Source organism: Pandoraea anapnoica (assembly GCF_902459765.1).
Classification (GTDB): Bacteria; Pseudomonadota; Gammaproteobacteria; order Burkholderiales; family Burkholderiaceae; genus Pandoraea; species Pandoraea anapnoica.
The window spans coordinates 315,384-331,554 of record NZ_CABPSP010000005.1 but is presented as its reverse complement, the minus strand read 5'-3'; the positions used below and the strand labels follow the sequence as shown (position 1 = coordinate 331,554).

Genomic DNA, 16,171 nt, shown 5'->3' with positions numbered 1-16,171 from the left:
ATCAGCAATTGGGGCCAATCAAAGCACCGCAGGTAAAATCGGTCTGCCCCAGCTCATTGCGCAATGAGCGATATACGAATTTCTGCTGCACCCACGGATACCAATGAATCATCAGGCCCTTTCTTCATTTATCTGGTCGGTCGCCGACTTGCTGCGTGGCGACTACAAGCAGTCTGAATACGGCAAAGTCATCCTGCCGTTCACAATCCTTCGTCGCCTCGACTGCGTGCTTGAGGCCACGAAGTCAAAGGTCCTTACCGAAGTCGCGTCCATCAGTAAAAGCGGGCTGAATCCCGACCCTTTCTTGCGTCGGATTACCGAGCAGGCGGTATACAACACGTCTCCACTCGACTTAGTGAAACTGCTTGGCGACCAGGACAACATCCGCAAGAACCTGTATGACTATGTCGGGGCGTTCTCGCCCGATGCAAAGGACATCTTTGAGCGCTTTGAATTTCATGCGCAGATTGAACGGCTCGCCAGGGCTGACCTGCTGTATCTCGTAGTCGAGAAATTCGCGAACATCGACCTGCATCCAGAGGCTGTGGATAACACGCAGATGGGGCTGGTCTTTGAGGAACTCATCCGCAAGTTTGCGGAAATCTCGAACGAGACGGCTGGGGAGCATTTCACGCCACGTGAAGTGATTCGCCTGATGGTGAACTTGCTGTTCATCGAGGACGACGAGGTGCTTCAGCCCGGGAACGCGGTCGTGCGCACAATCTATGACCCAACTGCGGGTACCGGTGGCATGCTTTCCGTCGCGGGCGAGTTCCTGCTCGAGCACAATCCTGCCGCGCGCCTGAACATGTTCGGCCAGGAGCTCAATGACGAGTCGTACGCCATCTGCAAGGCCGACATGCTCATCAAGGGGCAGGACGTCGGCAATATCATGGCCGGCAATACTCTGTCCGACGATGGCCATGCTGCGCGCAAGTTTGACTACATGCTTTCGAACCCACCGTTCGGCGTCGAATGGAAGAAGGTTGAAAAGGCCGTGCGCAAGGAGCACGAGGACAAGGGCTTCGATGGCCGCTTCGGTCCTGGCCTGCCGCGGGTTTCGGATGGTTCGATGCTGTTCCTGCTGCACCTCATCTCGAAGATGCGACTCGCTGTTGATGGTGGTTGCCGTTTCGGCATCGTGCTGAACGGCTCACCGTTGTTTACGGGCGGCGCCGGTTCGGGCGAGAGCGAAATCCGACGTTACGTGCTGGAAAATGACCTGGTCGAAGCCATCGTAGGTCTGCCGACCGATATGTTCTACAACACGGGCATCGCTACCTATGTGTGGATTCTGTCGAACAAGAAGTCGACAGCGCGCAAAGGAAAAGTGCAGCTAATCGACGCTTCAAGCTTCTGGCAGAAGATGCGCAAGTCGCTCGGCAGCAAACGCAAGGAGATGTCGGACGCGCAGATTGCAGACGTGACCCGTCTGTTCGGCGGTTTTGTGGAAGCGCAGCTCGCGACTGTGTTCGATACGAGTGGCAGAGAAGTCGCGCGTCATGTTGTGCCGGAGGGTGAGCAGGTTCCCGAGGTCAAGGCCAGTGAGACAGTCAAGCTCGCACCGATATCGCGAATTTTCAAGAACGAGGATTTCGGGTACACGACCATCACGGTCGAGCGGCCGCTGCGTGATGAAAACGGCGAGATTGTGCTCGGCGTAAAAGGCAAACAGAAAGGAAAGCCGCAGGCCTACAGTGCGTTACGCGATACCGAAAACGTGCCACTTTCCGAGGACATCGCAATGTACTTTGAGCGCGTGGTGCTTCCGCATGCGCCGGATGCCTGGATTGACGAGGAAAAGAGCAAGGTCGGCTACGAAATCCCGTTTAACCGGCATTTTTATGTCTTCGAGCCTCCGCGCGACCTGCACACCATTGATGAAGAGCTGAAGGCTGTGTCGGCCAATATCATGAAGATGCTCGAGGAGTTGGCGGAATGAGCTTTCGAAAGTACACACAATACAAGTCCAGCCACGTGGAATGGCTTGGCGAGATACCTGCCCATTGGGACGTCTTTCGCCTGAAAGATATAGCCGAAATTATGAATGGGTATCCTTTTGACTCGAAAAATTTTGAGCCATCAGGCGATTTTCCCCTTCTGAGGATCCGAGATTTGAACTGCGCGGAAAGTGCGATTCGTTACTCAGGTGAATATGTTGCCTCGGCAGAGGTCACGTCTGCCGACGTATTAGTCGGTATGGACGGCGACTTTGAAGTCGGTCGATGGTTTGGAAGAGAACCGGCCCTTCTCAATCAACGGATGTGCTGCGTTCGGACCCCTTGCTCATCGCTTTCAACGATTCTTGAACATGCGTTGCCGACGCCACTGAAAGCTATAAACGAAATAACGTATTCGACGACCGTAAAACACCTATCGTCATTTGACGTGGCAAAAATTCGGATTGCCCTACCTGGGAGCGACGCCGAATTGGAAGCGCTTGCAGTATTCCTCTACGCCGAAACCAGAAAAATTGATGCCCTGATTGCCGAGCAGGAAAAGCTCCTCGAATTGCTTGCTGAAAAGCGTCAGGCGACCATCTTGCATGCCGTTACGCGTGGTCTCAATAGAGACGTGCCGATGAAAGATTCGGGCGCGCAATGGTTGGGGATGGTGCCAAAGCACTGGGAAGTGATTCCGCTCAAATACCTAGTAACCCTGAGAAGCGGTGGCACGCCGAGTAAAGATAATCTCGACTATTGGGATGGCGACGTTCCCTGGGCGTCAGCAAAGGACCTCAAAGTTGAAAAGCTATCGGACACGGCAGACCACATAACCAAATACGCAGTGGAAGCTGGCGCTGCGGCGCTTGTTCCCGCAGGGGCAATATTAGTCGTTGTTAGAGGGATGATACTGGCTCGCACGTTTCCAGTAGTAGAAACCTTAGCGGCTATGGCAATTAACCAAGACCTGAAGGCCGTCATTCCTCGCAAGAATTTATCTGCTCCGTTCCTTGCTTTGCTATTGAGGGGTTCCGAAGGCGAATCGTTGCAGCGACTTGATGAAGCCGGGCACGGGACAAAAGCCTTGCGCATGGATGCGTGGACTTCGATGCAAATGCCAATCCCGCCACTTGATGAGCAAGCTGACATTGCAGAGTTCGTTGCGCAAGAAGTTACGAGGTTAGACGGCATCAAAGCAGAGGCCGCACTAGCTATCGACCTGCTAAAGGAACGTCGCAGCGCCCTGATTTCTGCTGCCATCACCGGCAAAATCGACGTCCGCGAGCACTCATCGGCCCTGGCGGCCGCAGCCTGAAACAGACAAGAACGAAGCAGCCTCGGGGATAGCATGAGCAACCTGCACCAGGAACATCATTTCGAGACAGCCATCTGTGAACATCTGATGCAGCACGGCTGGCTGCATGAGCGAAGTGATGCAACACCGAATTACGACCGGGCCAGTGCACTCTACGTCCCCGACCTGCTCGCATGGATTGAATTTACGCAGCCAGATGCGTGGCAGACTCTGACCAAGAATCATGGCTCGACGCTAGCCACAGTGCTGACCGAGCGCATCCGCAAGAACATGAACGAGCGTGGCACGCTCGATGTGTTGCGCCGCGGTGTCGAGATGCTTGGCCTGAAGCAGCCTCTCTTGCTCATCCAGTTCAAGCCTGCACTAGGCCTGAATCCGGAAATCCAGAAGCTCTACGCCGCCAACAGACTGCGCGTCGTGCGGCAGGTGCGTCACTCCCTGAATAATCCGCACGACGCCATCGACCTCGTGCTATTTGCCAACGGCATCCCGGTCGCGACGGTTGAACTGAAGTCTGACTTCACGCAAAGCGTCCAAGATGCAGTCGACCAATACCGCTTCGACCGCAATCCATATCCGAAGGGCGGTCTCATTGAGCCTCTGCTCGGATTCCCCGGCGGCGCGCTGGTGCATTTTGCCGTCAGCCAGAGCGAAGTGCAGATGACGACGAGGTTAGAAGGCACGAGCACGTACTTTCTGCCATTCAACCGCGGCAACAAGGGCGCCGCCGGCAACGTGCCGAATCCCAATGGCTATGCAACAGCCTACCTGTGGGAAGAAGTGTGGCGGCGGGAGAGCTGGCTCGAAATCCTCGGCCGCTATCTCATCGTCACGCGCGATGACAAGAAACAACCGAAGAGCGTTATCTTCCCTCGCTACCATCAGCTCGACGCCACCCGACAGCTGGTTGCAGACGTTCTGCAGAATGGTCCCGGGCAGCGCTACTTGATTCAACACTCGGCCGGCTCCGGCAAAACGAACTCGATTGCGTGGACCGCACACTTTCTAGCCGACCTGCACGATGCCGAGAACAGAAAACTGTTCGAGAGCGTACTCGTCGTGTCAGACCGCACCGTGCTCGACGCCCAGTTGCAAGAAGCGATTTTCGATTTCTCGCGCACGACTGGCGTAGTCGAAGCCATTACCAACGAGAATGGCAGCAAAAGCGTACTGCTCTCACAAGCGCTGAAGGGTGGCAAGAAAATCATTGTTTGCACCATCCAAACGTTCCCTCACGCATTAAAAGCCGTGCAGCTGTTGGCCGCCACCGAAGGTAAGCGCTTTGCTGTGATTGCCGACGAAGCACACAGCTCGCAGACAGGCGATGCTGCCGCCAAGCTCAAGCAGCTTTTGTCCGCCGAAGAATGGGCGGAGCTGCAGGACGGTGGCGAAATTGATACTGAAGCGCTGCTCGCGGCACAGATGGCTGGGCGGACGGGCAGTTCGGGGCTGACCTACGTTGCGTTCACCGCGACGCCCAAGCCGAAGACGCTGGAGCTATTCGGCCGGCCGGACTCCGATGGCCTTCCCGAACCGTTCCACGTGTACAGCATGCAACAGGCCATCGAGGAAGGCTTTATTCTCGACGTGCTGAAGAACTACACGACCTATAAGCTCGCGTTCAAGCTGGCGAACGACGGCAAGGAATACGACGAGAAGGCGGTCGAGCGTAGTGAGGCCATGAAAGGCATCATGCAGTGGGTTCGGCTCCATCCGTACAACATCAGCCAGAAGGTCCGGATTATCGTCGAGCACTACCGCGAAAACGTCCAGCCGCTGCTAAACGGCAAAGCGAAGGCGATGGTCGTGGTCGCAAGCCGTAAGGAAGCGGTCCGCTGGCAGAAGGCCATTAGGGCCTATATCCAGCAGCAGAACTACCCGCTCGGCGTCCTGGTCGCATTCTCCGGTGAAATCGACGACCCAGAAAGCTATCCGACTCCGGTCACCGAAACAAGCAAAGACTTGAACCCGGGCCTGAATGGCCGCGGTATTCGGGAAGTGTTTGCCAAGCCGGAGTACCAACTGCTTCTGGTTGCCAATAAATTCCAGACGGGATTCGACCAGCCTCTGCTATGTGGCATGTACGTGGACAAGATGCTGGGCGGCATCCAGGCTGTCCAGACACTGTCGCGCCTAAACCGAGCGCATCCGGGCAAAGACACCACATACATCCTCGATTTCGTCAACGATGCTGACGAAATTCTGAAGGCGTTCAAGACGTACTACAAGACGGCCGAGCTGGAAGCGAAAACCGACCCGCATCTGGTCTATGACCTGCGCTCCAAGCTGGACGCCAGTGGCCATTACGACGACTTTGAAGTGGACCGGGTGGCAAAGGTCGAACTCGACCCGCAGGGTACTCAACAACAGCTCAGTGCCGCCATTGCACCCGTGGCCCAACGCCTGCTGACGAAGTACAAGGCCGCCCAACAGACTCGTGCCGCGGCGATTGCGCAGAAAAACGCCGATGCTGAGCAGGCAGCCAAAGACTCGCTTGATGCCTTGGTACTGTTCAAGGGTGACATGAGCGTATTCGTTCGCCTGTACGCCTTCTTGTCTCAGATTTTCGACTACGGCAATACGGACATCGAGAAGCGTTTCCTGTTTTACAAGCGTTTGATTCCGCTATTGGAGTTCGGACGCGAGCGCGATACCGTGGACCTGTCGAAGGTCGTGCTGACCCATCATAGCCTACGCAATTCCGGCAAACGTGCACTCGACCTGAAGCAGGGCGAAACACCGAAGTTGCCTGCGATGGACGGGGTCGGTACGGGCTCTGTCCAGGATAAGGACAAGGCCCTGCTTGACGAAATTATTCAGAAGGTGAACGGGCTGTTCGTCGGTGAATTGACCGATGACGACCAGTTGGTCTACGTCAACGGCGTCATCAAGGGCAAGCTGCTTGAGAACGAAATGTTAGCCCAGCAGGCGGCCAGCAACAGCAAGGAGCAGTTCTCGAATTCTCCCGACCTGGTGAGAGCTATTACGGACGCCATTATTGACGCGTTCGATGCACATACCAAGATGAGCACCCAGGCACTCGGGTCGCAGAGGATTCAGGATGGCATCAAGGATGTGTTACTTGGTCCCGCACAGCTGTACGAGACGCTTCGAGAACGACGCGCTGACCGGCCCGCACCGTGACGCGACGTGAACGGTCATACATGCCGAGTGAGTGGCCATTCACCATCAGTGGAGCGCCGCGCACTCAGGCATCGCATCTGAGAATTGTTGGCATGACGGCGACAAGCCGACCGGTTCTGCTGTGTGCCCGCTTGATTTCATGTCACGCCGAAATTGCTTTAGCTATCTAGTTTTGCTATTTCCTCCAGAGATTTCTCTAGCAATTGTGCCCGCTCCTCGTCCAATTGTTGGATGTGGGCTGTCTTTTCATTTATGTTTTTGAGTGTGCTTTCGGCGAGCTCACGGGCCTGGGCGGAGACGCTTGGTACAGCAAGACCACCGAGGTCGGAAATTCGGATGTTACGTACCGTACTACCCGTCACAATTGACCGAAGCCGCTCAATGCCCGCTGGGCTCTTGAAATAGAGATAAAGCGCATTTGCATCAGCCACGCGATTTGCTCGCAGGACGAGGCAGGAATTTGGCAAGAGTATTGGTTCGTTCGTCGACCACTCGACTAATCCCACTTCGCCCACTGTGCCTTTTGCGACAATAATGATGTCTCCAGCTTCAAGGTGAATTACGACCTCATGTGCCTTAGCGGGCGCGTGCTCGTCGTCCATTAGTTCAACGTACCGAACATAGGGGAACGCTCGGATGATGCCTTCAGTGGTCACTGCAACGCGCGGTCTGCTCGTTCCTACAGGCAACGCAGTGGGGCGAAGAATGCGCGCAACGTCACGCAGCGCCACTCGCCCCTTGTCGTTGCATGCATCCGCTCCAACTTCGCCGAGCAACATCCGGGGCAAAAGAGAGCCCGTATCCAGAATCTGTCCGTAAGTAATTAGACGACTCGTGTCCAGGCCATCAGCACATCTGTCAATTATCCGTGCCGTCACCGCACTACCAGACTCGACTTCCACCCGCCGGCCGCGACCACGCGTGGCTGGGGCTTCTCGCTCAGGCAGATTCATGACGAAAACCGATTCTCCTACGGCGCGACTCCGAGGTGAGCGGAGTACCAAGATGGAGTACTGGTGCGTCGCGAGCGGAGTTGTTCCATTGGGAAGCTCAAGAACCGCTTCAACGAGTCCTTGGTTCAGTAGGTCTCGGCGGAACTCTGCGGCCTTGCCAGTTCGATAGAGCATAGAGCTTGGAACGAGCACGATAAATCGCGCAACGGCGGCTCCGTAGCGACGCATCGTGACTTCCAAATCGTCACTGGCGGCGTATGGCAACTGCTTTGCGTGAGCTCCACCGGAAACGCCAGGAATGAGCGGGAGGGCCGCAATTAGAACGCCGTCTTCAGCGCCCGGTGTCGGCACACGCTCATGAGGCTGCGAATCATCCTCCCCCGGTTCGACGACAGACCAGGCAGGCGCGTTTGCAATTACAGCGCACAGTTTCGGAACCTCAAAGCCTGGGCAAAACTGTTCCACGTGTACACCGGCACTTGCCAGCCTCGCCGCTACAAGGCAAAGCGGGTCCTGCAGAACAATTGCACGCGAATGTTTGCCTTCAATTGCGAGGTGCGCCAAGAGCTGTGCAATGTCGGGGGTAAGCATCGCCTCCCCCCGCCTCCTTGCCGTGTCGGAAAGCGAAATCCAATCAAGAACTTCGACAAGATTGGCTTTCGTAGCTTCGAGCGTCTGCGCACAGTAGGCCTCTGTCAAAGAAAATTGGCTCGACCGTGAAAAGTCGCCATCTTGCGTTTCGGCCAGCAGGGACAGCGCTGTGCGATATGCATCTGGCACGCCCTGACTGCTTAAGGTCGAGACCAAATCTCGAAAAGGATTAATCATGTCCATTACTTCCGCCCACCCTCATTTTCCGAACTTCCCCCCGATGTCTGCGGCCGACTGTCAACCGTAACGTGAATGTCCAGCTTCACTGGCGGGAGACTCGCCGGATTCAAAGTGAACAGCGCCGCTATGACTACCAGGATTGGCCGGCGGTATTGCCGGTGAATGCCGCGGTCGATTTTGGAAGGCTTATTCATGTCGGTCTGTGAAAATGGCTGGCACACAAATCATGACATGAAATTAATGGTGTGTGCAACATTGTTCTACCAACTCGTATCGTTTTGACCATTTCTCAAGGTCAGAAGGGATGTGGTTGCCAACCCACAATTACCATGGGGTAGCAACGGGTTCGGTACGGCGTTGCTGCATGACGCGGCCGTTGCTAGACGAGTGTTCGGTGTTGAACAGCTTCCGACGCCTGCGCAATCTGGGTTAGTTCTGCCGGGTGGAACTCCGGGACTGACCTCATCTATCAACAAAAAGGACCCATAAGTTTCTCAACTTATAGGTCCCTTTTTCTCAGGTTATGCGTCTAGCTACAGACATCATCAAACGTCAATATTCCCGGCGCGCAGCGCGTTGCTTTCGATAAACGCGCGACGCGGTTCGACATCATCACCCATCAACGTTGTGAAGATGCCATCCGCAGCAATCGCGTCTTCGATCTGCACACGCAGCAGGCGGCGCACCGTCGGGTCCATCGTGGTTTCCCACAGCTGTTCCGCGTTCATCTCGCCCAGGCCCTTATAGCGTTGCTTGGAGAGCTTGCTCTCGGCGTCCGCCATCAGCCACTTCATCGCCGACTTGAAGTTCGTCACCGGTTGCGAGCGCTCGCCGCGCTTGATCGTTGCACCTTCGCCGATCAAGCCCTTGAACGTTTCCGCCGTCTTTTGCAGTTGCGCGTAATCCGCCGTCTGCAAGAAATCCGGATCGATCACAGTCACCTTCACGTTGCCGTGATGACGACGGTCCACGCGCAGCGAGACCACCGGGTCGGCGTTCTCGACTTCTTCCGTCACCGCCGTGATCGTGATCTCCGGGGCCAGCGGGTCATTGCTGAGCGCAGCTTCCAGTGCCTTCGCCGACTTCGCCGCCGCTTCCTCAGTGTCCAGATTGATCTCGACGCCTTCGGTCACGGCCGTCAGTACCGACGGCTCGTACAAGCGGCTCAGACGCTCGATCACGCCGTCCGACAGCTGATAGCTGCGCGTCAGCTCGCCCAGCGCGTCGCCCGAGATCGGGGCAGCGCCCGTCGACGGCGTCAGCTCGGCATTGTTCAGCGCCAGCTTCAGCATGTACTGCGCCAGCTCGCTCTCGTCCTTGATGTAACGCTCGTCCTTGTTGTGCTTGACCTTGTACAGCGGCGGCTGCGCGATATACACGTAACCACGCTCGATCAGCTCCGGCACCTGACGGTACAGGAACGTCAGCAACAACGTGCGGATGTGCGCGCCGTCCACGTCAGCATCGGTCATGATGATGATGCGGTGGTAACGCAGCTTGTCGATGTTGTAATCGTCCTTGCCGATACCGCAGCCCAGTGCCGTGATCAGCGTCACGATCTGCTCGCTCGAAATCAGCTTGTCGAAGCGCGCCTTCTCAACGTTCAGCACCTTGCCGCGCAGCGGCAGAATCGCCTGGAACTTACGGTCGCGACCCTGCTTCGCGGAACCACCTGCCGAGTCGCCCTCGACCACGTAGATTTCGCACAGCGCCGGATCCTTCTCCTGGCAGTCCGCCAGCTTGCCCGGCAGACCCACGCCGTCGAGCACGCCCTTACGACGCGTCATTTCACGTGCCTTACGTGCCGCGTCGCGCGCACGCGCCGCTTCCACGATCTTCGTGCAAATGATCTTCGCGTCGTTCGGCGTCTCTTGCAGGAAGTCCTCAAGCGCCTTCGCCACATACTCTTCCACCGGCGCACGCACTTCCGACGACACCAGCTTGTCCTTCGTCTGCGACGAGAACTTCGGCTCCGGTACCTTCACCGACAACACGCAGGTCAGACCCTCGCGCATGTCGTCGCCCGTCGTCTCGACCTTCGCCTTCTTGGCGATTTCGCTCTCGGCGATGTACTTGTTGATCACGCGCGTCATCGCCGCACGCAGACCCGTCAAGTGCGAACCACCGTCACGCTGCGGAATGTTGTTCGTGAAGCACAGCACCGTTTCGTTGTAGCTGTCGTTCCACTGCATGGCGACTTCCACGCCGATACCGTCGCGCTCGCCCATCACGTGGAACACGGTCGGGTGCAGCACCGTCTTCGACTTGTTGATGTACTCGACGAAACCCTTCACGCCGCCACCAAAGGCGAAATCGTCTTCCTTGCCCGTGCGCTGATCCGTCAGACGAATACGAACGCCGTTGTTCAGGAAGGACAGCTCGCGCATGCGCTTGGCGAGAATGTCGTAGTGGAACTCGACCTTGCCGAAGATCGTTTCGTCGGCCAGGAAGTGCACTTCCGTACCACGCTTGTCGGTGTCGCCCAGCAACTTCAGCGGCGACGTCTCAACGCCGTCGACCACTTCAAGTTCGCGGTTCTGCGGGACGCCCCGATGGAACTCCATGAAGTGCTTCTTGCCGTCGCGACGCACGGTGAGCTTCAGATAGGTCGACAGCGCGTTCACGCACGACACGCCCACGCCGTGCAGACCACCCGACACCTTGTAGCTGTTCTGGTCGAACTTGCCGCCCGCGTGCAGTTCCGTCATCACGATTTCCGCCGCGCTACGCTTCGGCTCGTGCTTGTCGTCGAACTTGATGCCCGTGGGAATGCCGCGACCGTTGTCCGTCACGGAAATGGAGTTGTCGGCGTGAATGACGACATGAATGTCGTCGCAGTAACCCGCCAATGCCTCGTCGATCGAGTTGTCCAACACCTCGAAAACCAGGTGATGCAGGCCCGTGCCGTCCGACGTGTCGCCAATGTACATGCCGGGACGCTTGCGTACAGCCTCCAGACCTTCGAGGATCTGGATGGAGGCTGCGCCGTAGCCGTTTTCGGCCTGCTTTTGCTGTTCGCTCATGACAATCTTCCGGTTACTGCGTCATTGCTGACGAATTACTGCTTCATGACCTGCCACCCCCAGCACGCTTTTGGCGCTCCGAAGGCCGCTTATCCCGCAAAAGGATAATTCTCTAGAAACGCCAAAGGGGCGCTCGGCCCCTTCGCGCATGTGTGACGGCGCGTATGGCGGAATATCCGCTCAAATGCGCATCGGCATGACGACGTATTTGAATTCGTCGTTGTCCGGCAGGGTGATCAGTGCGCTCGAATTGGCATCGCCGAGGCTCACCTTCACTTGCTCGACCTTCAGGTTCGACAGCACGTCGAGCAGATACGTCACGTTAAAGCCGATGTCCACCGACTCGCCCGTGTAATCGATCTCGATCTCTTCCTGCGCTTCTTCGTTTTCGGTGTTGTTCGCGCTGATCTTCAACTGGTTTTCGCTCACCAGAAAACGCACACCCTTGAACTTGTCCGACGTGACGATCGCCGCACGTTGCAGCGAACGATGCAGCTCTTCACGGCTGATCACGAAGCTCTTGTTGTAACCCTTCGGGATCACCCGGTTGAAGTCGGGGAATTTGCCCTCGACCAGCTTCGACACCAGCTCGACGTTCGCGAAACGGAACTTGACCTGGCTCGGCGCCACGTCGATCTGCACCGGATCGTCGATGTCTTCGAGCAAACGCTGCAACTCGAGAATCGTCTTGCGCGGGATGATCACTTCCTGACGCGCAAACTTCTCACCGGCAATCGTCGTATTGCAGTACGCCAGACGGTGACCGTCCGTCGCGACCGCTTCGATCTTCTCGCCCTCGACCACCAGCAACATACCGTTCAGGTAGTAACGGATGTCCTGCTGCGCCATCGCAAAATGCACCATGCCCAACAGTTGGCGGAACGCACGCTGCGGAAGCGCGAAGCTCGCGGCGTAGTCATTGGCTTCGGCTACCGTCGGGAAATCTTCAGCCGCCAGCGTCTGCAACTGGAAACGGCTCTTGCCCGCCTGCACCGTCAGACGCTTATCCGACAGCGAGAGCGCCACTTCAGCGTCCGGCATGTTGCGCAGGATGTCGAGCAGCTTGCGCGCAGCCACGGTCGTCGCCACATCATCGGCGCCGGCGCCGCAGTCGGCGGTCGTGGTGATCTGCAACTCAAGGTCGGTCGACAGGAAGGAAATGTCCTGTCCGTGCTTGCGAATCAGCAAATTGGCCAGAATCGGCAACGTGTGGCGACGCTCGACGATGCCACTCACAATTTGCAGCGGCCGCAGCAGATTGTCTCGTTGAGTTTTGACCAATTGCATATTTATCCTTCGTAGTAACTGTTAACGGGTGCCAGTTTCTGCTGAAAACCCGAAGATTCCCTTATCAATCAATCACTTGCAGATGGGATAACAGGGCGGAAAACGCTGTGGACGAGCCAGGGACGCATTGTGCGCCGATCCGCTATTGTGCCCGAAAACACCAGTTTCCCCCAAACCGCTCCCAGCTTATCCACAGGGATGCAGGCAACCCCGCCCGTCCCCCTGCGCCTTCGCTGGCCGTTACCCCTTGAGCGTCTGCTCCAGCACGTGCAACTCGTGATTGAGCTGCGCATCCTTGCCTCGCTCTTCCGCAATCTTGCGTACCGCGTGCAGCACCGTCGTATGGTCGCGGCCACCGAACAGTTCGCCGATTTCCGGCAAGCTCTTCTGCGTCAGTTCCTTCGCCAGATACATGGCAATCTGCCGCGGCCGTGCAATATTGGCAGGCCGCTTTTTCGAATACATGTCGGCGACCTTGATATTGTAAAAATCGGCGACCGTCTTCTGAATATTCTCGACGGAAATCTGACGATTCTGAACCGTCAACAGATCCTTCAGCGCTTCCTTCGTCAGCTCGATCGTGATCTCACGGCCGTGGAACTTCGAGTACGCCAGAATCTTGCGCAGCGCACCTTCCAGTTCACGGACGTTCGAGCGCAGGTGCTTACCGACGAAGAACGCCACGTCCTCCGACAATCCCACGCCTTCGGCCTGCGCCTTCTTGATCAAAATCGCCACGCGCATTTCGAGTTCGGGCGGCTCGATGGCCACCGTCAGCCCCGAATCGAAGCGCGAAATCAGCCGGTCGTCGATGCCGGTGATTTCCTTCGGATACGTGTCGCTCGTGATGATCACCTGCGCACGATTCGCGATCAGCGCCTCGAACGCATAGAAGAATTCTTCCTGCGTACGGCTCTTGCCCGAGAAGAACTGAATATCGTCGATCAGCAGCAGATCGAGCGAATGGTAATAGCGCTTAAATTCGTCAAATGCCTTGCGCTGATACGCCTTCACCACGTCGGATACGTATTGCTCGGCGTGGATGTAACGAATGCGCGGATTCTGCTTCTCGGCCAGCAATTGGTTGCCGATGGCGTGGATCAAGTGGGTCTTACCCAGACCGACGCCACCGTACAGGAACAACGGGTTATACGAAGTCCCCGGGTTATTCGCCACCTGAATGGCGGCAGCGCGGGCGAGCTGGTTCGACTTACCCGTCACGAAGTTGTCGAAGGTCAGCACCGGGTTGAGCTTCGAGCGCTCGTAGATCGACTCGACTTCGCCGACTTGTGCGGGTTCCTGCGGTGTCACGCGCCAGTTGCGACGTACGGCTTCGGCTTCGCTCGCTTCCAGATCGGGACGTTCGCCGTCGAGCGCTGCGGCATCTGCCGCGTGATTGCCGTTCGCGCCGGCCACGGCCGCGTGGGCGGCGGCAGCCGTCGGATTGGCCCGCGCCACAGTCGCGGGTACGGGGGCGGGCGCGGCACTCGGTGCCGACGGCGGGGTCACCGTCGTGGAAGAGGGCACCCGCAAACCGGCCTTCGGATCGAGGACGAACGTCACTTCGATCGGGGCATTCCAATAGTCCGACGCCATACTCTGGATGCGCCCGGAGAATTGGCTCTTCACCCAATCCAGCTTGAAGCGGTTGGGCGCGCCAATCTTGAGCGTGCGCGCCTGTTCGTCGAAATCGAGCGGTGCCAGCGGTTTGATCCAGGTACGGAACTGCTGAGGCGTGAGCTCTTGTTCGAGACGGGTCGCGCAGTGTTGCCAGAAGTCGTTCATGCAGCGTGTATCCAGGTGGCGCGGGGCCCATCCGACTGCTTCGTCTGGCGCTCTTGCCGTCCACTATCCGTTACATCAGATATGGGGGCAGAACGCGCCAAACCAAGCCGGAAATCCGTCCGCCAACGCTTGGGGGACGGGTGACCGGCCGGGATCGAGTCGGACCAGCGGCGCATTGCAGACGTCCGGCATGCGACGAACCACGGCGCGGCGCTCGGGCTTGGTCTCGCGCGTGCTGCCGGTCGCTCCGGCGCGCGCAGACGACAAAACCCGGCGCGCTATCCACATGGCGGCGTCACCGGTACTCTGCTGGGAAAAAAATTGATGGGGGATTTTACCGCCAAAGCGTCCGCAAAGCGAGTTATCCACAGGAATGCCCACAGCACGCGCATCTCCGGGCGGGCGCACCGCGTTAACCCGTCTGACTTCGCGGGATGGTTGCGCAAATGACCGGCAATTGCGACGATTTGCCGCGACCGCCAGAACATCTTCACGATTTCCCATTTATCCACCGGTAAAAAGTGAAGCATCGGACAATTTCCGCCATTATCCACAGCCACAGCCCCACGGGCTGGCGGTTCCGCGACAACGACGGCACCGATCGTGTGCGGATGCCGTCGGGGCGATGGCTAACCTATTGACACACAACGGAAAAGCCGATTAAATAGCGGGTTCGTTAGAAAGATAACCGGATTCCTATCCAACTCCCGACGGCTGGGCCGCGCGTGAAAGTCCTTGAATTTGCAGGTTTTCACGGTGTCCTTGTGGCGTTTTACGATGCTGCTGCGCGGGAATTTTTTCACACAGTGAGTGCATCATGAAACGTACTTTTCAGCCTTCCGTGACGCGCCGCAAGCGCACCCATGGCTTCCTGGTTCGCATGAAGACCCGTGGCGGCCGCAAGGTCATCGCCGCTCGTCGCGCCAAGGGCCGTAAGCGCCTGGCCGTCTAATCGCGGTTCTCGGTCGTACCGCGGTTTGCGCGTTAAATCCGCAAGGCGCGAAGTCCCGGCACTGGGGTTTCCCAAAGCCGCGCGACTTCTCAAAACGGATGAGTTTTCATCCGTTTTTAGTTTGCGCCCTCTGCGTCGCAGCGCGCACTTCGTGTTGTATATGCGCTGGCGCGAAGAAGCGCCGGACACCCCTGCCGATGCCACGCCTCATGAAGGCCGCATCGGCATTGTCGTCGGTAAGAAGCATGCACCGCGCGCGGTCACTCGCAATCTGATCAAACGTCAGGCTCGCGAGATGTTCCGTCAGCGTCGTGAGGCGCTGGCCGGCTGGGACTTCGTACTGCGACTGACCCGGCGATTCGACAAGGGGACGTATACGGCGGCCGCTGCGCCAGTGTTGAACACACTGTGCCAGACCGAGTTCGCGCAGCTCTTCGACGCAGCTGAGAAAGCTGCCCGCAAGCGCCGCGCGTCCGACGACAAGACGGAAGGTAGTTAGTCCCCACACGGTAGCGCCCGACCCCGGGCATGCGCCGCCCACCCGGCCACCCTGTGGCCGGACTGACAGGCGGAATCGAGATGCGAAGCGTGCTGTTGTTGCTCCTGCGCGGTTACAAGCTGGTGATCAGTCCCTGGCTGGGGAACCGTTGCCGCTTTCATCCGAGCTGCTCGGACTACGCACGCGAGGCCATCGTCGAGCACGGTGCCGGTTACGGCACTTATCTCGCGGCCCGGCGTCTATGTCGCTGTCATCCGTTTCATCCCGGCGGTTTCGATCCCGTACCGCCGGCTCGACACGTCTGTAACGTTCCCGACACCCCCGCCGATGGCGCCGACAAGGCCGCCGGAAGCGACACGTCGCGAGCTAAGCAGACGGTCTCGTCCGGGCCCGCGGCCGCATCGGCAGTTACGCGCCGCGCGCCGGGCCATTCCTGAGT

The 16,171-nt window shown here is 57.8% G+C and carries 11 protein-coding genes; 6 read left to right on the top strand and 5 right to left on the bottom strand.

The features are described from left to right. Nucleotides 1-103 precede the first annotated feature (103 nt). Genes PAN31117_RS11395 through PAN31117_RS11385 form a run of 3 tightly spaced genes read left to right on the top strand, consistent with a single transcriptional unit; the run spans nt 104 to nt 6,402 of the window. On the top strand, nt 104-1,942 hold the full coding sequence (locus tag PAN31117_RS11395; protein WP_150738260.1) for a type I restriction-modification system subunit M: 1,839 nt from the start codon (nt 104-106) through the stop codon (nt 1,940-1,942). Further along, complete coding sequence (locus PAN31117_RS11390; protein WP_150738259.1) at nt 1,939-3,258, top strand: restriction endonuclease subunit S; 1,320 nt, start codon at nt 1,939-1,941, stop codon at nt 3,256-3,258. The genes PAN31117_RS11395 and PAN31117_RS11390 overlap by 4 nt, the downstream gene beginning before the upstream one ends. Before the next feature lie 33 nt (nt 3,259-3,291). Beyond that, nucleotides 3,292-6,402, top strand: a complete 3,111-nt coding sequence (locus PAN31117_RS11385) for a type I restriction endonuclease subunit R (RefSeq protein WP_150738258.1) — start codon at nt 3,292-3,294, stop codon at nt 6,400-6,402. Between the two features lie 158 nt (nt 6,403-6,560). Here the strand turns inward: PAN31117_RS11385 and PAN31117_RS11380 are convergent, their stop codons facing one another. From PAN31117_RS11380 to PAN31117_RS11360, 5 genes are all read right to left on the bottom strand, one after another. Further along, entirely contained in the window at nt 6,561-8,189 is a 1,629-nt protein-coding gene (locus PAN31117_RS11380) for a type I restriction-modification system subunit M/S (RefSeq protein WP_150738257.1), read from the bottom strand. A gap of 542 nt (nt 8,190-8,731) precedes the next feature. Continuing rightward, complete coding sequence (gene gyrB / locus PAN31117_RS11375) at nt 8,732-11,209, bottom strand: DNA topoisomerase (ATP-hydrolyzing) subunit B (protein WP_150738256.1); 2,478 nt, start codon at nt 11,207-11,209, stop codon at nt 8,732-8,734. Nucleotides 11,210-11,389: 180 nt separating this feature from the next. Further along, entirely contained in the window at nt 11,390-12,496 is a 1,107-nt protein-coding gene (gene dnaN, locus PAN31117_RS11370) for a DNA polymerase III subunit beta (RefSeq protein WP_046290265.1), read from the bottom strand. A gap of 240 nt (nt 12,497-12,736) precedes the next feature. Next, a complete protein-coding gene (gene dnaA, locus PAN31117_RS11365) occupies nt 12,737-14,281 on the bottom strand; it encodes a chromosomal replication initiator protein DnaA (RefSeq protein WP_150738255.1) in 1,545 nt (514 codons plus the stop codon). Between the two features lie 75 nt (nt 14,282-14,356). Beyond that, on the bottom strand, nt 14,357-14,785 hold the full coding sequence (locus tag PAN31117_RS11360) for a hypothetical protein (protein ID WP_150738254.1): 429 nt from the start codon (nt 14,783-14,785) through the stop codon (nt 14,357-14,359). Nucleotides 14,786-15,098: 313 nt separating this feature from the next. Here PAN31117_RS11360 and rpmH point away from each other — a divergent pair, with 313 nt between their 5' ends. The 3 genes from rpmH to yidD all read left to right on the top strand — a co-directional run bounded on the left by rpmH (nt 15,099) and on the right by yidD (nt 16,169). Then, the gene (gene rpmH / locus PAN31117_RS11355) at nt 15,099-15,233 is read left to right on the top strand and encodes a 50S ribosomal protein L34 (RefSeq protein ID WP_010806664.1); all 135 of its coding nucleotides are present in this window, start codon (nt 15,099-15,101) and stop codon (nt 15,231-15,233) included. A 61-nt stretch (nt 15,234-15,294) separates the two neighbouring features. Continuing rightward, on the top strand, nt 15,295-15,732 hold the full coding sequence (gene rnpA, locus PAN31117_RS11350; RefSeq protein WP_174555937.1) for a ribonuclease P protein component: 438 nt from the start codon (nt 15,295-15,297) through the stop codon (nt 15,730-15,732). Between the two features lie 80 nt (nt 15,733-15,812). Continuing rightward, a complete protein-coding gene (gene yidD / locus PAN31117_RS11345) occupies nt 15,813-16,169 on the top strand; it encodes a membrane protein insertion efficiency factor YidD (protein WP_084104123.1) in 357 nt (118 codons plus the stop codon). Nucleotides 16,170-16,171: the final 2 nt, after the last annotated feature.